Source organism: Streptomyces sp. NPDC050732, from assembly GCF_040654255.1.
Taxonomy (GTDB): domain Bacteria; phylum Actinomycetota; class Actinomycetes; order Streptomycetales; family Streptomycetaceae; genus Streptomyces.
Window position 1 is genome coordinate 63,653 of sequence record NZ_JBFAHP010000023.1, and the last position, 21,303, is coordinate 84,955.

Genomic DNA, 21,303 nt, shown 5'->3' on the forward strand with positions numbered 1-21,303 from the left:
GCAGCCGCCCGCCCCCTCCGGCCACCACGGCCCTCGGGCCTTCGGCCGTGCGGGGTCAGGCTCCCCGCGCCGCCAACCGGGCCTTGCGCGCGGCCAGCTTCTCGTCGAACTTCGACGCCTCGGCGTCGAGGCCGTTCATGTAGAAACCGAGCTCCTCCTGCGCCTGCAGCCCCTCGGGGCCGAGGCCGTCGATCTCCAGGACCTTCAGGAAGCGCAGCACGGGCTGCAGCACGTCGTCGTGGTGGATGCGCAGGTTGTAGACCTCGCCGATGGCCATCTGCGCGGCGGCCCGCTCGAAGCCGGGCATGCCGTGACCGGGCATCCGGAAGTTGACGACGACGTCCCGCACGGCCTGCATGGTGAGGTCGGGGGCGAGCTCGAAGGCGGCCTTCAGGAGGTTGCGGTAGAAGACCATGTGGAGGTTCTCGTCGGTGGCGATGCGCGCCAGCATGCGGTCGCAGACCGGGTTGCCCGACTGGTGGCCGGTGTTCCGGTGCGAGATGCGGGTGGCCAGCTCCTGGAACGCGACGTACGCGACGGAGTGCAGCATCGAGTGGCGGTTGTCCGACTCGAAGCCCTCGCTCATGTGCACCATCCGGAACTGCTCCAGCTGGTCCGGGTCGACGGCGCGCGAGGCGAGGAGGTAGTCGCGCATCACGATGCCGTGCCGGCCCTCCTCTGCCGTCCAGCGGTGCACCCAGGTGCCCCAGGCGCCGTCGCGGCCGAAGAGGGAGGCGATCTCGTGGTGGTAGCTGGGGAGGTTGTCCTCGGTGAGCAGGTTGACCACCAGGGCGATGCGCCCGATGTCGGTGACCGGGGACTGGCCCTTCTCCCACGCCTCGCCGTCCTCGAAGAAGCCGGGGAAGTTGCGGGCGTCGGAGAACGGGACGTACTCGTGGGGCATCCAGTCCTTGGCCACCTTGAGGTGGCGATTCAGTTCCTGCTCGACCACTTCCTCCAGCGCGTAGAGCAGACGGGCATCGGTCCAGCTGTCCGTGCTGCCGAGGTGGGGAGAGGTGATCGTCACGGGGGCTCCAGAGGGGGGACGGGGGCTACTTACAAGTGGTGCGGGCAGGCAGTGCGAGCGGTGCCCTACCTACGGTCTCGTAGGTTACGTTGCCGTAGGTTAAACCCTCCGTAAAGAGGCCGTGAGCCACGGCACCATCCGTCCCTGCCGCAACAAAGGCCTCAGTACTGGTCAGGCGTACAGATCGCGAAGGCGAACTGAGAGACACGTCACACACCCTTCGAGCTTCTCGAACTCCCGGATGTCCACGAGAACCGGATCGAATCCCAGATCGGCGAAGAGCTCCGCGCTCTTCGGCGCACTCGCCGACATGAGCAGCTTCGAGCCGCCGAGGAGCACCACGTGCGCGCCCGCCTCCTCCGGCACGGGCAGGAAGCGCGGGAAGAGCGCGGCGGTGTCGACCAGCGGCTCGTACCCGATGACCGTTCCGTCGGGCAGCGCCGTCACCGCGGACTTCAGATGCAGGACCTTGGTCACGGGGACGGCGACGACCCGCGCCCCGAGCGGTTCGAAGACGGCCCGCAGCTGCCGCACCCCGTCCGCGTTCGTGCGCCCGCCCCTGCCCACGTAGATAGTGTCGTCGATCTTGAGGACGTCACCGCCGTCGAGCGTGCCCGGCTCCCACACCCGGTGCACCGAGCAGCCGAGCCTGCCCACCGCCTCCTCGACGCCCGGTGTCTCGCCCCGCCGGGACTCGGCGCCCGACCGGGCGATGAGGGCCACGTTCCGGAAGACCACCACCGCGTCCTCCACGAACACCGCGTCCGGGCAGTCGTCGGCCGGCGGAGCCTCGAAGGTCTCCCAGCCGTGCCCGGCCAGCGCCGCCGCGTACGCCTCCCACTGCCGCGCCGCGAGCCGCGCGTCGACCGGTGTGCGCTCCAGGTGGGTGACCAGGCCCTCGGCGAGGCGCGGTCCCGGGCGGCGGATCAGGGCCTTCTTGCTGGACACGGCTTGCTCTCCTCACGCGGGCGGGACAGTGCCGCACATCATGCAGCGCGGGGCCCGCCCTCGCCCAGAGCGCGTCGCAGGTGCTCCGCCGTGAACGATCCCTCGGCCCGCAGGAGCTGCGCGGGCGTCCCCTCGAAGACGATCCGCCCGCCGTGCTTGCCGCCGTCGGGGCCGAGGTCGATCACCCAGTCCGCGTGCTTGACGACGTCGAGGTTGTGCTCGACGACGAGGACGGTGTTCCCCGCGTCGACCAGCCGGTCGAGCAGCGCGAGCAGCCCGTCGACGTCCGCCATGTGCAGGCCGGTGGTCGGCTCGTCCAGGACGTATGTGGTGCCCGTGCGGTGCAACTGCGTCGCCAGCTTGATGCGTTGGCGCTCGCCGCCGGAGAGCGTGCTCAGCGGCTGCCCGAGCGTGAGGTAGGTGAGGCCCACGTCCCGCAGCGCCCGCAGGCGGCGGCGTACCGACGTGTCGTCGAAGCGCGCGAAGAACTCCAGCGCCTGATCGGCCGTCATGTCCAGTACGTCCACCACGGAACGTCCGCCCACGGTCAGCCGCAGCACCTCGTCCTTGAAGCGCCGCCCCTCGCACGCCTCGCACGTCGTGGTCACCGGGTCCATGAACGCCAGATCGCTGTAGATGATCCCGCGCCCCTGGCAACGCTCGCACGCACCGTGGGAGTTGAAGCTGAACAGGCTCGCCTTCGCGCCGGTCCCGCGCGCGAACAGCTTGCGCACCGTGTCCATGATCCCGAGGTACGTCGCCGGGGTCGAGCGGCCCGAGATGCCGATGGACGACTGGTCCACGACCACCGCGTCCGGATGCGCCTCGACGAACGCCTTCGACACCAGCGTGCTCTTGCCGGAACCCGCGACGCCGGTGACCGCCGTGAGCACCCCGGTCGGCACCCGCACGCTCACGTTCCGCAGGTTGTGCAGATCGGCGCCCTTGACCCAGCGGCCGCCGATCGCCTCGCGCGGGTGCTCCTTGACGCCGGTGGCGCGCCGCAGGTGGCGGCCGGTGAGGGTGTCGGCCCCGCGCAGCCCGTCCGGCGTGCCCTCGAAGACGACCAGGCCACCGCCGGTACCGGCCGCCGGACCCATGTCGACGACGTGGTCGGCGACCGCGATCACGTCCGGGTCGTGCTCGACGACCAGGACGGTGTTGCCCTTGTCGCGCAGCCGGTGGAGGAGGTCGTTGAGGCGCCCCACGTCGCGCGGGTGCAGACCGACGCTCGGCTCGTCGAAGATGTACGTCATGCCGGTGAGGCTGGAACCGAGGTGGCGCACCATCTTCAGGCGCTGCCCCTCGCCGCCGGAGAGCGTGGACGTCTCCCGGTCCAGGCTGAGATAGCCGAGGCCGATCGCCTCGATCCGCTCCAGGGCCGCCACGGCGGCGCGGGCGATCGGTCCCGCCACCGCGTCGTCGATGCGGGCCAACTCCCCGATCAGGTCGGTGACTTCCATGCGGGTGCAGTCGGCGATGCCCAGGCCGTTGACGCGGGTGGCGAGCGCCGCAGGGTTGAGCCGGGCCCCGCGGCAGGCCGGACAGGCGCCCTCGATCAGGAAGCCCTGCACCATGTCGCGGGTCTTCTGGGCGAGCGCGGACAGGTCGCGGTTGAGGTAGAGGCGCTCGAAGCGGTCGGCGAGCCCTTCGTAGTCGATGTCCCGCGCGCCGCCCGTGTTGTCGACGCTGACCTTCTTCCTTCCCCGGCCGCCGCGCAGCAGGAACTGCCGCTCGGCGTCGGTGAATTCACCGACCGGCTTGTGCGTGTCCAGGTCGGGGGTGTTCGTGTATGTCTGGCCCTGCCAGGTCCCTGCGGCGAACGGCGGGAAGAGGATCGCGCCGTCCGCCAGGGACCTGGTGGGGTCCAGGATGCGGTCGTAGTCGGGCCGCACGGTGCGGCCGAGCCCGTCGCACGCGGGGCACATGCCCGACGGGTCGTTGAACGAGTACGCCGTGGCCGGGCCCGCGCTCGGGGTGCCGTGCCGGGAGAACAGCACCCGGATCACGGAGTAGATGTCCGTCATCGTGCCCACGGTGGAGCGGGAGTGGCCGCCGATCGGCTTCTGGTCGACGACGATCGCGGGGGAGAGCTCCTCGATGGCGTCCGCGTGCGGCCGCTCGTACTTCGGCAGCCGGTTGCGGACGAACCAGGTGAACGTCTCGTTCAGCTGGCGCTGCGACTCCACCGCGATCGTGTCGAAGACGACCGACGACTTCCCGGAGCCCGACACCCCGGTGAAGACCGTGAGCCGGCCCTTCGGGATGCGCAGGCTCACTTCCTTCAGGTTGTTCTCACGGGCTCCGTCGATGGTGATGTACTGCTGGCCGTCACGGTGCGTTTCCCGTCCTGTGTCCTGGTGCATGCACCCGACGCTACGAGTAATACCCGACAGCTTCTGTCTTCTTTTCCTGGGTGATCTCCTTGAGCTCGCCGTCCAGGAGCAGCCACCGCGTGATGCCGATGGACTCCAGGAACGGCAGGTCGTGACTGGCGACGATCAGCGCGCCCTCGTACGACTCCAAGGCCGTCGAGAGCTGCTTCACACTCGCCATGTCGAGGTTGTTCGTCGGCTCGTCGAGCATGAGGAGCTGCGGTGCGGGCTCCGCGAGCAGCAGCGCCGCGAGCGCCGCACGGAACCGCTCGCCGCCCGACAGGGTCGCCGCCCGCTGGTCGGCCTTGGCGCCCTTGAACAGGAACCGGGCCAGGCGTGCCCTGACGCGGTTGTTGGTCGCGTCGGGAGCGTACGCAGCCACGTTCTCCGCGACGGTCAGGTCGCCGTCGAGCACGTCGAGGCGCTGCGGCAGGAACCGCGTCGGGACGTGCGTCCGCGCCTCTCCGGAGACCGCGTCGAGCTCCCCGGCGACGGTGCGCAGGAACGTGGTCTTGCCGGCGCCGTTGCGGCCGATCAGCGCGATCCGCTCGGGCCCGCGCAGCTCGAACTCGCCCTCCACGCGCGCCCCGTAGCGCAGTTCGAGACCGCTGAGGGTGAGCACGGTGCGCCCGGGGTGCACCAGGGTGTGCGGCAGGTCGACGCGGATCTCGTCGTCCTCGCGCACCGCCTCGACGGCGTCGTCCAGGCGCTCCTTGGCCTCGGCGAGCTTCTCCTCGTGCATGATGCGGTGCTTGCCGGCCGACTCCTGGGCGGCCCGCTTGCGCGCGCCCATCAGGATCTTCGGCTGGCTCCTGCTGTCCTGGATCTTCTGGCCGTACCGCTTGCGGCGGGCCAACTTGACCTGGGCGTCGGCAAGATCGCGCTTCTGCTTGCGCAGATCGGTCTCGGCGACGCGCACCATGCGCTCCGCCGCCTCCTGCTCCATGGCGAGCGCCTCCTCGTACGCGGTGAAGTTCCCGCCGTACCAACTGACCTCCCCGTCCCGCAGATCGGCGATCTGGTCGACCAGATCCAGGAGTTGACGGTCGTGGCTGACCACGACCAGGACGCCGGACCACGCCTCGACGGCCGCGTACAGGCGCCGACGGGCGTACAGATCAAGGTTGTTGGTCGGCTCGTCGAGCAGCAGCACGTCGGGACGGCGCAGGAGGAGTGCCGCCAGGCGCAGCAGCACCGACTCGCCGCCCGACACTTCGCCCGTGGTGCGGTCCAGGCCGATGTGGCCGAGCCCGAGCTCGGCGAGGGTGGCGACGGCGCGCTCCTCGACATCCCAGTCGTCGCCGACCGCGGTGAAGTGTTCCTCGCGCACGTCACCCGCCTCGATGGCGTGCAGCGCGGCGCGGGTCGCGGCGATGCCGAGCACCTCGTCGACGCGCAGGGCGGTGTCGAGGGTGATGTTCTGCGGCAGATGGCCGACCTCGCCCGTGACGCGCACGGTGCCCTCGGCGGGCGCCATTTCACCGGCGATCAGCTTCAACAGGGTGGACTTGCCCGAGCCGTTGACGCCGATGAGTCCGGTTCTGCCGGGTCCGAAGGTCACCTGGAGGTCGTCGAAGACATCGGTTCCGTCGGCCCAGGCGAAGGAGAGCGACGTACAGGTGATGGAGGTGGGGGCTGTAGACATACGGGCCTCGCGGTTGCGTGGTGTGGAGCGCGGTCAGGGGCAACGCGTTCGAGACACCGCGGCGCAGAGGAGGCCGGAGAAAGAGAAAGGCCTGTGCCGGGGGACGGGACGGCTCGTGATGCCGAGGTCGCACACGGCGTGCACGGCAGCGAAAGCTGCGTGACGCGGTGTCTCATGACCTCAGACGAGCAACGTCCTACTCCTATCGACGGCAACAGAACCGTTGTACACCGTAGGAAGCTCCGTGGAGCGTGTCAACGGTTTATCGGGCTACCGGGCGGGCCGGGCGGGGCCCACCCCATGCGGGCCGCCTCAGAGGGCGTCCCGCATCAGCTCGGCCAGGTCCTGGTCCAGGTCGACGTGGCGGTGCTCCTGGCCGACCGGCACCAGCGCCGTCGTGCGGCGCAGGAAGCCGCGGAGCTCCCCGGTGCGGACGTGGACGATCGCGGTGCCCTCGGGGGCGTGGAACTCCACGACGGTGCGGTCGCAGCCGTACGGCCGCACGCGCACGTCACCGTCGCCGACCGCGCGCTCGACGCCCTGGAGGAGCAGCTCACGGGCGAAGGTCCAGTACACCTCGACGCCCTCCAGGGTCGCCGGGGCGGGGAAGCTCATCCGTACGGCGAAGGGATCCCGCCGGTCGTAGTGGAGCGTTGCGGGAATGCTCGGCATCCGCGGCGCGGCGGCGACGAGGCGGGCCTCTACGGCTTGCTCGATGACGGTGGACAACGCCTGCTCCCTCACTGACTGCTGGACGACTGGGGTCGGCACTTGACTAGACGACGGAATGACGAGATCCGTGCACACCGAGGGCGGGTCGGACCGAGTGACCTCTGTCACCGCGACACCGTGGCGGCGCCCGCGGTTCCCGGCGATCACCTCATGGGGGAGGCCTTCCGGCCATCTGGACGAGCCCCGGCGCGTCGGCTAGCTTCGCCCGCCATGAGGGGCATGGGGAAGTCGAAGTCGATGAGCCGGACGGTACTCGCGGGACTGTGCGGGGCGGTGCTCGCAGGAAGCGTCCTCGCGGCGCCCGGCGCCGCCGCGGCGGACACGCGCACGCACCGCCCGGACCGCGATCCGCGCTGGCAGCTCACGGACAGCGGCACCGAAGCCCGCTTCCGCGGCCTCGCCGCCGTCAGCCGCGACACGGCCTGGGCGGCCGGCACAGGGGGAACCGTGCTGCGTACATCCGACGGCGGAGAGAGCTGGCGCGAAGTCTCCCCGCCCGGCGCCGCCGCTCTGGAGTTCCGTGACATCGAGGCCTTCGACGGCCGCCGCGCGGTGGTGCTCGCCATCGGCGAGGGCGAGGCGTCCCGGGTGCTGCGCACCGAGGACGGCGGAGCCACCTGGACGGAGTCCTTCCGCAACACCGACGCCAGAGCCTTCTACGACTGCATGACCTTCTTCGACCGCCGCCACGGACTGGCGATGAGCGACCCGGTCGACGGGAGATTCCGCATCCTGTCCACCGCCGACGGCGGCCGCTCCTGGCGGGTCCTGCCCAGCGCCGGCATGCCCGCCGCGCAGGAGGGCGAGGCGGGGTTCGCGGCGAGCGGCCAGTGTCTGGTGAGCTCCGGGCCGCGTGACGTGTGGCTGGCCACCGGGGGAGCGGCACGCGCGCGTGTCCTGCACTCCGCCGACCGCGGACTGACCTGGAGGGCCACCGACGCGCCGCTCCCCGCGGGCGATCCGGCCCGCGGCGTCTTCGGCCTCGCCTTCCGCGACCGCACGCACGGCATCGCGGTCGGCGGCGACTACCGGGCGGGCCAGGCCTCGCCGAGGGCGGCCGCGGTCACCGGGGACGGCGGCCGCCACTGGGACCCGGCGGACCGCCCGCCGCCCGCCTACCGCTCGGGCGTGACCTGGTTCCCGCACAGCCGCTCCACGGCCCTCGCCGTCGGCCCTACGGGCACCGACGTCACGACGGACGGCGGCCGGAGCTGGCGGACGGTCGACACGGGCTCGTACGACACCGTCGACTGCGCCCGGGACCGGGGGTGCTGGGCCGCCGGGGAGAAGGGCCGCATCGCCCGCCTGGAGCGAAGCGGAGCGGCACGCCAGGCAGGCAGTGGCGGTGCTTAGGCGGGCAGCTGCTCGCGGTACGGGGCGAGCGCCGGGGCCGTCTTCGTCGCGTAGAACTCGGTGATCCGGTACGCGCACACCCCGGCCTTCGTGAACGGGTCCGTCGCGACGAGCTCCTCGATCCGCGCGCGGTCGTCGGCGACGGCGATGATCACGCCGCCGTCGCGCGGGTTCTTGCGGCCGGAGGCGATGAAGATCCCGGCCTCATACTGCTGGTCGAGCCATTCGACGTGGGCGGCCAGCTGCTCGTCGACGGCGGCGACCGGCGCGGTGTAGGTCAATTCGAGAATGAACATGATCGCGAGGCTACCGGGCGCCCCAGGCGTCGGCCGAGGCCCGCAGCCCCCCTGGCGGCCGCACCATGAACACGTCAATGGGGTCCTCGTCCTCGACGGTGAATCCGTGCCGCTCGTACAGCCGCCGCGCGGCGCTGCCCCGCAGCACGTCGAGGCGGACCGTCGTGCCCTCGGCGTCGGTCAGCTCCAGGAGATGGCCGAGGACGGCCGAGCCGATGCCTCTTCCCTGGCACCGCGGCGCCAGGTAGAAGTGCTCCAGCCATCGCCCGTCCGCGGCGGGCCTCAGCGCGACGCAGCCAGCGAAGGCGCCCGCCGTCTCGATCACCGATGTGTGCGCGGCGGAGAACGAGTCCCGCAGCCGCTGCCGCGCCCGGTGCGGATCGAAGCGTCCGAGCCGCTCCAGATCCGGTCGCAGCACCGTGGCCCGCAGGTCGGCGATGGCCTCGATGTCCGCCGTCCGTGCGGAGCGCAGCGCCCAATCCATGATCGAAGTATCACCGCGCTGGGTGCGCGGCCGGACGCCGGGGTGCTCCTACCGCGCCAGCTCCGCCCGGACCGTCTTCCCGTCCGGGCCGCGCGTGACGCCGACGGCTCTGGCCAGCTGCTGGACCATGGGCCAGCCGAAGCCGCCGGTGCCGCCCTCGAAGTCGGGGGCCCGCTCCCGCGGCGGCCGGGGATCGGCGTCGGAGACGGCGACCGTGAGGACACCGGGCCGCGCGTGCAGCCGCAGTGAGCACAGCGTGCCGCGGGCATGGCGCACCACATTGGTGATGAGCTCGGAGACGACGAGTTCGATGCTCGCGGCGTTCTCGTCGTCCACGGCAGGAGTGAGCCCCGCGAGGTAGCCGCGGGTGAGATCCCTCGCGTCCGAGACCGCTTCGGGCCTCTTTTCGAAGGTGGCGGTTGCCGGCGGTCCGGTGTCGAGCGGTATGTGCTGTGTCCGCATGAGCCTCCTCCTTCATCGGGTCGGCCATCCCGAATCGTGGCCGTACGAAGGGAACTCTTGCCCGAAAAGTGGCGGGTTCAACGCCCTTGTTCGCCGGCGCGGCGGGCTCAGTCGCGACCCCGCCAGTCGAGGCACACGATCATCGCGTCGTCGTCGGTGTCGATCGGCCCGCGATATCCCGAGAGCTCCTTGAGCACCGCGCGCGGGACCTGCGAGGGCGGCAGGAGGCGGGTGCTCGTCATCGCCCGGGTGAGCGCGCGCTCGCTGTACCGCTCGCCCGTCGGCGACGCCGTGTTGTAGACGCCGTCACTGACGAACAGGAGCCGGTCGCCGGGACGGACCCGGAAGTGCTCCGTGCTGTAGGGGGTGTCCTCGGACATGCCGAGCGGCAGCTGTGCGTCCAGTTCGATGGGCTCGGGCCTGCCGTCGCGCATCCGCCACATCCTCGGCGAGCCCGCGTCGATGATCTCCACGTCTCCCGTGCCGAGATCGAAGCGCAGGAGCAGCACGGACAGGTGGCAGGCGCCCTGGAAGTGGCCGTAGACGGCCTGGTCCGCTAGGCAGGCCTGGTCGGCAAGGGAGAGCCCGGCGCGCCTGGCGTTGCGCAGCGCGTTGACCGCGAGGTTGGTGAGCAGGGCGGCCTGGATGCCTTCGCCCATGCCGTTGGTGACGGTGAGGGTGAGCTGGTCGGCCGAGGCCGACCAGTCGAAGTTGTCGCCGTGGATCGCGTACGCCGGTTCGAGCTGGGCCCCGATGTCGTACTCCGGACGGGAGCTGGCACAGCCGGGCAGCAGCTGCCACTGCATCTCGGCGGCGAGGGTGAGCCGGTCGGCCCGCCGGGCCTGGAGGTAGAGGTCGGTGTCGCGTCCCGCCACCACGATCTCGTGGGCGAGCACCTCGGCCGCCTCGGCGAGTTCGCACACGGTGGCGGGGCCGCAGGCGTCGGCGGGCAGCCGCACGCTGAGGACGCCGATGCGGTCGCCGCGCACGGTCACGGGGAGATGGGCGGTGCTCCGGTGGTTCTGGGCGTCCGTCTCGACAAAGGGTTCCTGCGAGCCGAACGCGCGGCCGAGCGCACCGGTGTGGGCCGGCACGGGTGTCGTGGTCTCCGGGAGGGCGTTGACCGGTTGGAGTATGGTCATCGCGTAGTCGGCCATGAGCAGTTCCACGGAGTCGGCTGCGTAGTGATCGGCGAGCGCGTCCCGCACTGCTTCGATGAGAGCGTGCGGTGCGGATCTGCGCAGCGCACGTTCCACGGCCGTGAGTCTGTCCACTTGTCGGATACCACCTGTTCCTGTGCGGTCGTTCCTGATACGGAAAGAGCCTGCGAAGTACGGGAAGAGCTTGCGAAGGAGCTGTCGGCCTGCCATGTCTCAGCGACTGACAGGATCATTGCGAAGTGTCACAGTTGAGGGCATGGATTCCGAAACTTCCGCCGGAGGCAGCCAGGATGCGGCCGCGCATGCTGCCCGGGAAGTCATCGAGCTGCTTGAAGTGCTGTGGAGCAGGGGCAGGGACATCACCACGACGGCACCGGTGTCGTCCTCTCAACTGCGTGTGCTCTACGCCCTGGACGGTGCGCAGGGGATCAACCTCCGCACCCTCGGCGAGTACCTGGGGGCGGCACCGTCCTCGGTGAGTCGTATGTGTGACCGCCTTCACGCCCTGGGCTTCATCGAGCGGTCCCTCAGTTCAGCCAGTCGCCGCGAGCTCGAACTCCGCTTGTCGAGCCGGGGAGAAAATTACCTCAACGAACTGCGGTCCCGCCGGGAGAGTGCGCTGCTCGAAGCCATCTCGGAGATGCGGCCCGCGGAACGCTCCGCCCTGGTCGAGGGTCTGAGCGGGTTCCACAGATCGGTGGAGTGCACGGCGCCCCGGCCCGGCACGGCGGGCGACCGCGCGGCGGAGTCCGCCTGACCGTGGCAGGGGCCGGAGCGCCGAACGACCGGGGCCGTTCGCCTGATTGCGTGGGTTTACTTCCGGCGTATCCAGGTACTCGCAGACGGTCATGGCCCGATTACGGTGACAACGGTGCTGCTGGTGCGCGTAGTTGACGCGTCGTAGCCTCTGCCTGGGGAAGATCGTCGACCTCGGTTAACATTTGCCGTGCGACAACAATTGCTAAGGTGGATGGAATGAACACCAGTGAGCCCGAGGCCCGGTTGCGTGTCATTGCCGCCCTGCGTGAGCAGGGGGAGAAGGTGGCCGATCGCTGGGTGCAGCTTCAGTCGGAACAGTCGGTCCTGGAGACAGGCATCACCGAGGACGAGCTGAACGAGGAAGCCGACTCCTTGGTCGAGACCCTGCTCGCCGGCCTGGAGACGGACCGCCCCGTTCAGGACGTGGTGGCCTCGCACCCCAGCCTGCGACAGGCCATCACGGACCTCTCGCTGCGCCGCGCCAGAGGAGGCGCGACGCCCACGTCCATCTACATGGCCGTGCTGGCGCTGAAGGAAGCGCTCCTCGAAGCGGTGCAGCAGGACACGCGGGACGTCACCGCCCTCTACCAAGCCGCCCTGTTCATCAACCGCCTGCTCGATACCGCGGGCGCCATCTCCTTCGAGACCTTCGTCGAGGGCCGCGAGGAGATCATCCGGCGACAGAGCCGCCAGCTCCTGGAAGTGTCCACGCCCGTGGTGCGCATCTGGGACCGGGTCCTCGCCGTCCCGCTGATCGGCACGCTCGACACGACCCGCACCCAGGTCGTGATGGAGAACCTGCTTGAGGCCATCGAGCGGGACGAGGCGCAGGTCGCCATCATCGACATCACCGGTGTTCCCACGGTGGACACCGCGGTGGCGCACCACCTCATGCAGACCGTCAACGCCGTACGGCTGATGGGCGCCGACTGTGTGATCAGCGGCATCCGCCCGCCGATCGCCCAGATCATCGCGCAGCTCGGCATCGACCTGTCGCCCATCCTGACCCGCGCGACGCTGGCCGACGCACTCGCCGCCGCCATCCCGCTGCTCACGGACCAGCCGGAGCAGCGGGCCTCCTTCGCGGATGCGCGGTGAGCGGCGGCTTGAGCGGCGTACCGATCCTGCGACTCGGTGACGTGCTGGTCACCGGTCTGCTCAACGAACTCGACGACAGAGCGGCGCTCGCCTTCACCGAGGAACTGACACAGCGCATCGTCGCCGACCGTGCGCGCGCGATCCTCATCGACATCTCCCGGCTGGAGATCATCGACTCCTTCGTGGCCCGTACGCTGATGGAGCTGACGACCACGGCGCGACTGCTCGGAGCCCGGGTGATCGTGGCCGGCATGCGGCCCGCGGTCGCGATCACCCTGGTGGAACTGGGGCTGGAGCTGTCCGGTGTGGAGACCACCCTCAACGCGGAGCAGGGGATGATCGCACTGGGCTGGCAGCCGTCGTCCCGGTCGTCCAAGGGAAGCTCGGACCGATCACCCAAGGGGAGCCGTGGTGTCCCTCTACGGTGACCTCGAAGAAACGCGCACTGTCCCCGCCCAGACCCGTGCCGACGCCGAGCCCCTCCGCAGCGAGCACGCCATCCGGGCGGAGGAGGACCTGCTCGCGGTGCGGCACGCGGTGCGCGAAGCGACCCTGCGGGCCGGCTTCGGGCTCGTGGACCAGACGCGCATCGTCACGGCCGCCAGTGAACTGGCCCGCAACGCCTACGTCCACGGCGGCGGAGGCTCCGTCACCCTGGAGATCATCGGACAGGGCGGCCGACGCGGCCTTCGGCTCTCGGTGACCGACCAGGGTCCTGGCATCGCCGACCTCGACCAGGCGTTCGTCGACGGGTACACCACCGGTGCCGGTCTCGGTCACGGGCTTGGCGGCGCGCGCCGCCTCATGGACGAGTTCAAGGTGCAGACCGCGCCGGGCCAGGGCACGACCATCACCGCCGTGCGGTGGAACGGACGACGGTGAACACCGACGCGGCGGCACGCACCCTGCACATCGCCATAGACCATCCCAGCGCGGTGCAGAGTGCGGCCGATCAGGCCAGGTCGGTCGCGCACGGCATGCCCGGGGCGCTGCCCGACCAGGCGGCCGTGCTCGCGAGCGAACTGGCGAGCAACATCGTCAAGCACGCCAGGAACGGCGCCCTGTTCGTCCAGCGCTCGCCGCTCCGCGGCGGCATGGACATCGTCGCCGTCGACAGCGGCCCCGGCATGCCCGACGTCGCGCGGAGCCTCGTGGACGGCTACAGCACCACCAAGACGATAGGAGCGGGGCTCGGCGCCGCGCGCCGCATCGCCACCGACTTCGCCATCCGCTCGGAAGCCGGACTCGGCACGCTCGCCCATGCCCGCCTCGCCGACCCGGACACGCCCCGAGCCCCGGGCGCCCCGGGCGCGCTGTGCCTGCCCGCCGACGGGGAGCGGGAGAGCGGCGACGGATACGCGGTCGCCGAACACGACGATGCCCGGACCGCACTGATGATCGACGGGCTCGGGCACGGCCCCGAGGCCGCCACGGCCGCCCAGCGCGCCGAACGCACCTTCCTGGCGAACCCCACCGCCCCGCTGGTGGACATCATCGCCGCACTGCACAGGGCGCTGCGGCACACCCGCGGCGCCGCCGTCGCCGCACTGCGCATATCCGGCGGCCGGGCCGAGTTCTGCGGCATCGGCAACGTCCGCGCCACGACCCTGTCCCCCCAAGGCATCCACCACCAGTTCACCGGGCACGCCGGCATCGTCGGCTACAACCTCCCCAAGCCCAGGAGCCGGTTCGTGGACGTCTCCCAGCACACCACCGTGGTCCTGTACACCGACGGCATCGACCACCGGTGGACCCACGCCCCCACCGACGCGCGCCTCACGCTGCCCCCGGTGCTGCTTGCGGCCTCCCTGGCCCACACCCACCGCCGCCGTCGTGACGACGCCACCATCCTGGCCCTCGGCCCCCACCTGGGAATGAGATGACCCGCGAAACCTTCCGTACGCTCAAGGCCCTCCGGCGCACCGTACGAAGCATCGCCCTGGGACACCGGCTGCCCGCCGACGACCGGGCGCGCCTCGTCCTGTCGCTGAGCGAGGTGGCCGCCGCGTCCCTCGGCCGCGGCCGCCCGGTCACCCTGCTGAGCGGACGCGAGACGGGCGAGGACGGCGGGCACCGGCTGACCCTCGCCCTGCGCCTGCCGCCCCAGAGCACCGGCGCCCAGGTGCCGACGGACCGCCTGCCGCTGCGCGCGATGACCGAGCCGGACGGCACGTTCGTCTGGAACCTGCCCCTGCCGTCCACCGGTTCGCACGGCCCCGGGACGCCCTACGCCGGCGGGTGGCAGCCGAGCCGCCCCCCGGCCACCTCCCCCTCCGCGGCGCAGCACGGCGAGACCGACGTCGCCCTGCTGGAGGAGGAGCTCCGGGCGGCGCTGGCGCGCGCGGACGCCCTCGCCGACGAACACCAGCGGCTCAAGCACGAGCTGGCCGAGACGAACAGCGGGGTCCTCGCCCTCTACGTACAGCTCGAAGAGCGCGACGAGCAGCTGCGCACGGCGCACGGCCGCACCCTGCGCGCCCTGGAGGACGCGCTGCGTCCCAGACCGCTGCACGTCGAAGGCCTGGAACTGGCCGTGCACTACGCCCCGGCCAGCGACGACGCCCCCACCGGCGGCGACCTGTACGACTGGTTCACCCTTCCGGACGGCACCGTCCACATCACCGTCGTCGACGCGATCGGGCACGGGATCACCAGCACCCGCACCGCGCTGACCGTCACCCACGCGGTGCGCACCCTCGCCCTCGAAGGCCATCCGCTGGAGAGCATCGTGGCGCGGACCGACACCATCCTGGCGCCCTTCGACCAGAACGTCATGGCGACCCTGCTCCTGGCCCGCCTCGACCCGGTCGAAGGCAAGCTCTCCCTGGCCAACGGCAGCCACCCCCCGGCCCTGCTCGCCCACGGGGACGGCAGCGCGACCTACCTTGAGGTGCGCGGGCGCGGAATCGGTTTTCCTCTGCCCGGCAGCGACCGCGTCCTGACCACCACCATGGGCCCCGACGACGTGCTGCTCCTCTACACGGACGGTCTCACCGAGAGCCGCAGGGACCCCATCGCGGGCGAGGCCCGGCTCAAGGAGGCCCTGTGCCGGCACCGCGCACGACCGACCGAGCAGATCCCGGGCCTGCTGGCCGGGGACCTGCTCGGTGACGTGCTCCACCAGGACGACACGCTGGCGCTCGTGATGCGGCGTACGGGAGCGTGACGAGTGACTAGTCGGTCACTTCGATGCGGCCGTTGACGGACGCGGGTGCCGGTGCCGGCGGCTTGCCTCCGGTGAGGTTCTTCAGGAGCTCCGCGAGGTCGACCCCCGTGGTGGAGTTGAGCAGTTCGACACCCTGGGCGACGTTGTCGGCGACCGTGCGTGAGAGCTGGCTCGCCCCGTCCGTGGAGATCACCGTCATCTTGTCCACCGCGCTGAGCGGCTCCGACGCCTTGGCGACCACGCTCGGCAGGACCTCGACGAGCATCTGCAGGACGGCGGCGTCGCCGTACCGCGTGAACGCGTCGGCCTTCTTGTGCATCGCCTCCGCCTCGGCGGACCCCTTCGCGCCGATGGCGGCGGCCTCCGCCTCACCCTCCAGGCGCACGGCGTCGGCGAGCGCCGCGCGGTGTGCCTTCTCGCCCTCACCGGTGAGCCGGGCCCGCTCCGCGTCGGCCTCGGCCTGCTTGACCAGGCCGATCCTGCGGGCCTCCGCCTCCTGCTCGGCCTGGTAGCGCGCGGCGTCGGCGGGCTTGCGGACCTTGGTGTCCAGCTCGCGGTCGGTCAGGGCGGCCTGGCGCTGGGCCACCTTCTCCTGCTCGGACAGGACGTCCTGCCTGCGGGCCGCCTCGGCGAGCGGACCCGCGGCGGCGGCGCGGGCCGCGGCCTCGTCCGTCTCGGCCTTGATCTCGGCCTGCTTGAGCGCGAACGTCCGCTGGGCGATCGCGATCTCCTCCTCGGCCTTCAGCCGCGCCTGCTCGGCGGCGCGGCGCGCCACCGCCTCGGCGATGTCCGCCTCCTGCTTGGCGCGGGCCGCCTCGGGCCGCCCCAGGTCCTCCAGGTAGGAGCCCTCGGTGGTGATGTCCTGGATCTGGAAGGCGTCCAGGACCAGGCCCTGCCCGGACAGGCTGGCCTCCGCCTCCTCGGCGACCTGCCCGGCGAACGCGGCACGGTCCCGGATGATGTCCTCGACCGACATCCGTCCCACGATGGAGCGCAGCGCGCCGGACAGCACCTCCTGGGTGAAGCCGACGATGCCGTCCTGCTGCACCAGGAACCGCTGGGCCGCGGCCCGTATCGAGTCCTCGGTGCCGCCGACCTTCACGATGGCGACGCCTTCGAGGTTCGCCTTCACGCCGCGCAGCGTGACTGCGCCGCGCACGGCGATCGGAATGTGCCGCGAGGACAGGTCGAGGGTGAACTTCTGCTGCACGAACGGCACGACGAAGACGCCGCCGCCGACCACGACCTTCTGGCCGCTGTTGTCGGTCATGACCCGTCCGGTGTCCGGGTCGGTGGACTTCTTGCCGCGCCGGCCGGTCACGATGAAGGCCTCGCTGGGCCCGGCGACCTTGTAGCGCGTGATGACGACGAGCGCCAACAGGACGAGGAGTACGACGACTCCGACGACGGAGATCAGGACTGGGCTCATGGTGCGTTCCCCTCTGCCGCCCGGGGACGGCAGATCGGTTTCGTGATGGGTGGTGTGGGGGCGGGTGGTGGGCGTGCGCCGGGTCAGCGCTCCACGGGCCGCACGGTCACCGAGGTCGGTGAGAGCGTCGCGTCGACCCAGATCTCGGTGCCCCGCGCCACGGCCACGGAGCTGCGGGCCGCGAACTTCACACGCTGGCCCGCGAGGTGCAGCAGCACTTCGCCGTAGCCGTCGGCCGGGATCGCGGTGACCACGGACCCCGGGGTGCCCACGAGGTCGTCGCCGCGCGGGGTGCGGGCGGTCTGGTCACGCATCAGGGCGCGGGTGAACTTCCACGTCACCCAGGCCGCGCCGGTCCCGGCACAGGCTCCCGCGAAGGTGGCGGGGCCCGCGCCGAGGCCGGTGGTGCCGAGCACGAGCGCCCCGCCGAAGCCGAGCAGGGACACGAACCCCGCGACGACCGGCAGCGAGAGCAGCCCGTCGAAGAGCCCGTCCAGCGCGCCCGCCCCGCCGAAGACGCTGTCGAGCACCCCGTCGAGGACGAGCGCGAGCGCCAGCAGCACGATCCCCGTGATGCCGAGAACCAGAAACACCGTCATCGGATCACTTCCCTCGTCATGCCGTTCACCTCGGTACGGACCGATCCTGGCATGGCGGTGAAAGGTCTGACATTGCCTGTTTCCGGCAATCTTTACGCGTCTTTAATGCCGGGCATCCGGGCCGCCTCCGACGGTCGTCGTCCCTCGTCGGCGCCCAACTAGGCTGACCTGCACCATGATCAGCCACACACCGCCTCCCGACTGGCCCACCGACGAGCGGACGGCCCGCGCCGTCCAGGACGAACTGCGCACCCGCGTCGTCCTCGACGAAGAGGGCCCACCGCCCGGCACGGGACACGTGACCGGGGTGGACGTCGCCTACGACGACGAGCGGGACATCGTCGCCGCGGCCGTCGTCGTCCTGGACGCCGCGACGCTCGACGTGGTCGAGGAGTCGACGGCGGTCGGCACGGTGGCGTTCCCGTACGTGCCCGGCCTGCTGGCGTTCCGCGAGATCCCGGCGGTCCTCGCCGCGCTCGCCGGGCTGCGGGCCGACCCCGGGCTCGTCGTCTGCGACGGCTACGGCATCGCCCACCCGCGCCGCTTCGGCCTCGCGAGCCACCTCGGCGTCCTGACCGGGCTGCCGACGCTGGGCGTCGCCAAGAACCCCTTCACCTTCTCGTACGAGGCCCCGGCCGCCGCGCGCGGAAGCGGGGCGCCGCTGCTCGACGGCGCCGAAGAGGTGGGCCGCGCGCTGCGCACCCGCGAGGGCGTGAAGCCGGTCTTCGTCTCGGCCGGCCACCGGGTGAGCCTGCCCAACGCCTGCGCGCACGTGCTGCGCCTGACGCCCCGCTACCGCCTCCCGGAGTCCACACGGCGCGCGGACGCCCTGTGCCGCGCGGCTTTGCGGGAGGCGACCGGGGCGTGAGCCACCGGGTTGAACGATCAAATGAGGGGCGGGTTAGCATATGAGCGCCGCCTAGCTCGAAAGATACTTCTGTGACTGTCAATGACGACTCGTTCACCAATTGGAAGCACCGCGAGGAGATCGCGGAGTCGATGATCCCGATCATCGGGAAGCTGCACCGCGAGCGGGACGTGACGGTCCTGCTGCACAGCCGCTCCTTGGTGAACAAGTCGGTGGTCAGCATCCTGAAGACCCACCGATTCGCCCGGCAGATCGCCGGCGCGGAGCTCTCGGTCACCGAGACGCTGCCGTTCCTGCGGGCTCTCACCACCCTCGACCTCGGCCCCTCGCAGATCGACATCGGCATGCTCGCCGCGACGTACCGGACCGACGACCGCGGTCTGAGCGTCGAGGAGTTCACCGCCGAGGCCGTCGCCGGCGCCACCGGCGACAACAAGATCGAGTGCCGCGAGGGCCGCGACGTCGTCCTCTACGGCTTCGGCCGCATCGGCCGCCTCGTCGCCCGCCTGCTCATCGAGAAGGCGGGCTCCGGCAACGGCCTGCGCCTGCGTGCCGTGGTCGTCCGCAAGGGCGGCGAGCAGGACATCGTGAAGCGCGCCTCGCTGCTGCGCCGCGACTCCATCCACGGCCAGTTCCAGGGCACGATCACCGTCGACGAGGCGAACAGCACGATCGTCGCCAACGGCAACGAGATCAAGGTGATCTACGCCAACGACCCCTCCGAGGTCGACTACACGGCGTACGGCATCAAGGACGCCATCCTCATCGACAACACCGGCAAGTGGCGGGACCGCGAGGGCCTCTCGCAGCACCTGCGCCCCGGCATCGACAAGGTCGTCCTGACCGCCCCGGGCAAGGGCGACGTCCCGAACATCGTGCACGGCGTCAACCACGACACGATCAAGCCGGACGAGCAGATCCTGTCCTGCGCCTCCTGCACCACCAACGCGATCGTGCCGCCGCTCAAGGCGATGGCGGACGAGTACGGCGTGGTGCGCGGCCATGTGGAGACCGTCCACTCGTTCACCAACGACCAGAACCTGCTGGACAATTACCACAAGGCCGACCGCCGCGGCCGCTCCGCGCCGCTCAACATGGTCATCACGGAGACCGGGGCCGCCTCCGCCGTCGCCAAGGCGCTGCCGGACCTCAAGGCGCCGATCACGGGCAGCTCGATCCGCGTGCCCGTGCCGGACGTCTCCATCGCCATCCTGAGCCTGCGGCTCGGCCGCGAGACGACCCGCGAGGAAGTCCTCGACTACCTCCGCAACGTGTCGCTGACCTCGCCGCTCAAGCGCCAGATCGACTTCACCAGCGCCCCCGACGCGGTCTCCAACGACTTCATCGGCTCGCGCCACGCCTCGATCGTCGACGCCGGCGCCACCAAGGTCGACGGCGACAACGCGATCCTCTACCTCTGGTACGACAACGAGTTCGGCTACTCGTGCCAGGTCATCCGGGTCGTCCAGTACGTCTCCGGGGTGGAGTACCCGACCTACCCGGTGCCGGTGGTCTGATCTCCGGTGGATGCCCCGCACGGAAACGTGCGGGGCATTCCCGTACGGTCGTACCCGCCGCCCTACCGCACCGAGGCGACCCGGAACGAGATCCCCGCCGCCCGCAGCCGCGCGAGCAGCGCGTCGCCCATCGCCACGGCCGTGGTCACCTGCCCCGCGGACGGCGGCAGGGTGTCCCGGGCGAGGCACAGCGCCGACTCGGCGAGGATCTTCGCCGTCTCGTCGTATCCGGGGTCGCCGCCCGAGACCTCGGTGAAGACCCGCTTGCCGCCGCCCTCGCCGACGAACCGCACCGAGAACCACGTCTTGGCCCGCCGCTCCCGGCTCGGCCCGTCGCCGGGCTTCAGCCGGCCCGACAGCCACCGTCGCGCGGGCGGCAGTTGCGCGGCCGCCAGCAGACCGCCGAGGGCCACCGGTGCGCCCAGCGCGACCGGCAGCGTCTGCACGGCCGCGTAGTGCCGGTAGCGGAAGTCGGGTCCGTACCGCTCAAGGGCCCGCGCCGAGCGCTGCACCACCTGCGGGTCGATCGTCGGCAAGGGCAGCGCCCACGCGCCCACTTCGCCCGCGTACCTGGGCGCGCTCGGCGGGGCGTACGCCTTGCGGTCCGTCGGGCGGGGCTCGTGGCGCCGCCGCTCCTTCGCGGCTGCCATCATCTGCGGGGCCCGCGCGAACTGGTTGAGCGCGGAGGCGAACGTGCCGCCGGAGAACTGCCCGTTGGTCCGCACGAACCCGTCGACGCGCAGCGGCACTCCCTCGGGCAGTTGTCGCACGGTGAAGTACGCCCCCAAGTCGTGCGGGACCGAGTCGAAGCCGCAGGCGTGCACGAGGCGGGCGCCGGTCTCCCGCGCGCGCGTGTCGTGCTTCACGTACATGAGGTCGACGAACTCGGGCTCGCCCGTCAGGTCCACGTAGTCCGTGCCGGCCTCCGCGCACGCGGCCACCAGGTCCTGCCCGTACGTGAGATAGGGGCCGACGGTCGTGGCGACCACGCGCGCGTGGGCGGCCATCTCCCGCAAGGAGTCCGGGTCCGCCACGTCGGCGCGCACCAAGGGCAGTTCGGCGCATGCCGGGTCGAGCGCGGCCAGGCGCTCGCGCAGCCGCTCCAGCTTCCCCGTGTCGCGCCCCGCGACGGCCCATCGCAGCCCTTCGGGGGCGTGCGAGGCGAGGTACTCGGCGGTGAGCACCCCCACGAAGCCGGTCGCTCCGAAGAGCACGATGTCGTAGGCGCGATCCGTCTTCGCGCCGGTCTCGTCGTTCGCGTCGTTCCCGTCGATCTCGCCGTGCTGACTGGTCATGACACCTCTCCGCTGTACGCCCCCGTGCGGTTGTGAGTGGCCGAGGCTAGCGTGCGCGCTAAGCGCTTGCTCGCCAGGGGCTTGTGCAGA

General features: G+C 71.1%; 21 protein-coding genes. 9 read left to right on the top strand and 12 right to left on the bottom strand.

The window, feature by feature from the left end; all coding sequences use genetic code 11:
• Window positions 1-55 precede the first annotated feature (55 nt).
• The 5 genes from AB0H82_RS21725 to AB0H82_RS21745 form a co-directional block, all read right to left on the bottom strand.
• Window positions 56-1,027 (bottom strand): acyl-ACP desaturase, encoded by a 972-nt coding sequence (locus AB0H82_RS21725; protein WP_362995064.1) that lies wholly within the window; start codon window positions 1,025-1,027, stop codon window positions 56-58.
• A gap of 171 nt (window positions 1,028-1,198) precedes the next feature.
• Entirely contained in the window at window positions 1,199-1,975 is a 777-nt protein-coding gene (gene ddaH / locus AB0H82_RS21730; RefSeq protein WP_362995066.1) for a dimethylargininase, read from the bottom strand.
• Between the two features lie 38 nt (window positions 1,976-2,013).
• A complete protein-coding gene (locus tag AB0H82_RS21735) occupies window positions 2,014-4,341 on the bottom strand; it encodes an excinuclease ABC subunit UvrA (protein WP_362995068.1) in 2,328 nt (775 codons plus the stop codon).
• Window positions 4,342-4,351: 10 nt separating this feature from the next.
• Window positions 4,352-5,995 (bottom strand): ABC-F family ATP-binding cassette domain-containing protein, encoded by a 1,644-nt coding sequence (locus AB0H82_RS21740; protein ID WP_362995070.1) that lies wholly within the window; start codon window positions 5,993-5,995, stop codon window positions 4,352-4,354.
• Between the two features lie 312 nt (window positions 5,996-6,307).
• Entirely contained in the window at window positions 6,308-6,724 is a 417-nt protein-coding gene (locus AB0H82_RS21745) for an SsgA family sporulation/cell division regulator (protein WP_362995072.1), read from the bottom strand.
• A gap of 240 nt (window positions 6,725-6,964) precedes the next feature.
• Between AB0H82_RS21745 and AB0H82_RS21750 the strand changes: the two genes are divergently transcribed.
• Window positions 6,965-8,080: an oxidoreductase gene (locus AB0H82_RS21750; RefSeq protein WP_362995074.1), complete on the top strand. Its 1,116-nt coding sequence runs from the start codon at window positions 6,965-6,967 to the stop codon at window positions 8,078-8,080.
• On the opposite strand, the gene AB0H82_RS21755 is transcribed toward AB0H82_RS21750, so the two are convergent.
• The 4 genes from AB0H82_RS21755 to AB0H82_RS21770 all read right to left on the bottom strand — a co-directional run bounded on the left by AB0H82_RS21755 (window position 8,077) and on the right by AB0H82_RS21770 (window position 10,596).
• Window positions 8,077-8,376, bottom strand: a complete 300-nt coding sequence (locus tag AB0H82_RS21755; protein ID WP_362995076.1) for a YciI family protein — start codon at window positions 8,374-8,376, stop codon at window positions 8,077-8,079. The genes AB0H82_RS21750 and AB0H82_RS21755 overlap by 4 nt on opposite strands.
• 10 nt (window positions 8,377-8,386) lie before the next feature.
• Window positions 8,387-8,863 carry a GNAT family N-acetyltransferase gene (locus AB0H82_RS21760; RefSeq protein WP_362995180.1) on the bottom strand — a complete coding sequence of 159 codons (477 nt, stop codon included), beginning with the start codon at window positions 8,861-8,863 and terminating at the stop codon, window positions 8,387-8,389.
• 45 nt (window positions 8,864-8,908) lie between these two features.
• Window positions 8,909-9,322 carry an ATP-binding protein gene (locus AB0H82_RS21765; protein ID WP_362995078.1) on the bottom strand — a complete coding sequence of 138 codons (414 nt, stop codon included), beginning with the start codon at window positions 9,320-9,322 and terminating at the stop codon, window positions 8,909-8,911.
• 107 nt (window positions 9,323-9,429) lie between these two features.
• Window positions 9,430-10,596 carry a PP2C family protein-serine/threonine phosphatase gene (locus AB0H82_RS21770; protein ID WP_362995080.1) on the bottom strand — a complete coding sequence of 389 codons (1,167 nt, stop codon included), beginning with the start codon at window positions 10,594-10,596 and terminating at the stop codon, window positions 9,430-9,432.
• A 142-nt stretch (window positions 10,597-10,738) separates the two neighbouring features.
• Between AB0H82_RS21770 and AB0H82_RS21775 the strand changes: the two genes are divergently transcribed.
• From AB0H82_RS21775 to AB0H82_RS21800, 6 genes are all read left to right on the top strand, one after another.
• A complete protein-coding gene (locus AB0H82_RS21775; RefSeq protein WP_362995082.1) occupies window positions 10,739-11,239 on the top strand; it encodes a MarR family transcriptional regulator in 501 nt (166 codons plus the stop codon).
• A gap of 218 nt (window positions 11,240-11,457) precedes the next feature.
• Window positions 11,458-12,339 carry an STAS domain-containing protein gene (locus AB0H82_RS21780; RefSeq protein ID WP_362995084.1) on the top strand — a complete coding sequence of 294 codons (882 nt, stop codon included), beginning with the start codon at window positions 11,458-11,460 and terminating at the stop codon, window positions 12,337-12,339.
• Window positions 12,336-12,767: an STAS domain-containing protein gene (locus AB0H82_RS21785; protein ID WP_362995086.1), complete on the top strand. Its 432-nt coding sequence runs from the start codon at window positions 12,336-12,338 to the stop codon at window positions 12,765-12,767. The genes AB0H82_RS21780 and AB0H82_RS21785 overlap by 4 nt, the downstream gene beginning before the upstream one ends.
• A gap of 70 nt (window positions 12,768-12,837) precedes the next feature.
• Entirely contained in the window at window positions 12,838-13,221 is a 384-nt protein-coding gene (locus AB0H82_RS21790) for an anti-sigma regulatory factor (RefSeq protein WP_362995182.1), read from the top strand.
• The gene (locus tag AB0H82_RS21795; protein WP_362995088.1) at window positions 13,203-14,222 is read left to right on the top strand and encodes a SpoIIE family protein phosphatase; all 1,020 of its coding nucleotides are present in this window, start codon (window positions 13,203-13,205) and stop codon (window positions 14,220-14,222) included. The genes AB0H82_RS21790 and AB0H82_RS21795 overlap by 19 nt, the downstream gene beginning before the upstream one ends.
• Window positions 14,219-15,505, top strand: coding sequence for a PP2C family protein-serine/threonine phosphatase (locus AB0H82_RS21800; RefSeq protein WP_362995090.1), 1,287 nt, complete (start codon window positions 14,219-14,221; stop codon window positions 15,503-15,505). The genes AB0H82_RS21795 and AB0H82_RS21800 overlap by 4 nt, the downstream gene beginning before the upstream one ends.
• A gap of 7 nt (window positions 15,506-15,512) precedes the next feature.
• Here AB0H82_RS21800 and AB0H82_RS21805 read toward each other — a convergent pair whose 3' ends face one another.
• Window positions 15,513-16,934, bottom strand: a complete 1,422-nt coding sequence (locus AB0H82_RS21805) for an SPFH domain-containing protein (RefSeq protein ID WP_362995092.1) — start codon at window positions 16,932-16,934, stop codon at window positions 15,513-15,515.
• Window positions 16,935-17,017: 83 nt separating this feature from the next.
• A complete protein-coding gene (locus AB0H82_RS21810) occupies window positions 17,018-17,533 on the bottom strand; it encodes a hypothetical protein (protein WP_362995094.1) in 516 nt (171 codons plus the stop codon).
• A gap of 175 nt (window positions 17,534-17,708) precedes the next feature.
• Between AB0H82_RS21810 and nfi the strand changes: the two genes are divergently transcribed.
• Window positions 17,709-18,401 carry a deoxyribonuclease V gene (nfi, locus tag AB0H82_RS21815; RefSeq protein ID WP_362995096.1) on the top strand — a complete coding sequence of 231 codons (693 nt, stop codon included), beginning with the start codon at window positions 17,709-17,711 and terminating at the stop codon, window positions 18,399-18,401.
• Between the two features lie 71 nt (window positions 18,402-18,472).
• Window positions 18,473-19,918 carry a glyceraldehyde-3-phosphate dehydrogenase gene (locus tag AB0H82_RS21820; RefSeq protein ID WP_362995098.1) on the top strand — a complete coding sequence of 482 codons (1,446 nt, stop codon included), beginning with the start codon at window positions 18,473-18,475 and terminating at the stop codon, window positions 19,916-19,918.
• Between the two features lie 62 nt (window positions 19,919-19,980).
• Here AB0H82_RS21820 and AB0H82_RS21825 read toward each other — a convergent pair whose 3' ends face one another.
• Window positions 19,981-21,213 carry a saccharopine dehydrogenase NADP-binding domain-containing protein gene (locus tag AB0H82_RS21825; RefSeq protein ID WP_362995100.1) on the bottom strand — a complete coding sequence of 411 codons (1,233 nt, stop codon included), beginning with the start codon at window positions 21,211-21,213 and terminating at the stop codon, window positions 19,981-19,983.
• Window positions 21,214-21,303 lie beyond the last annotated feature (90 nt).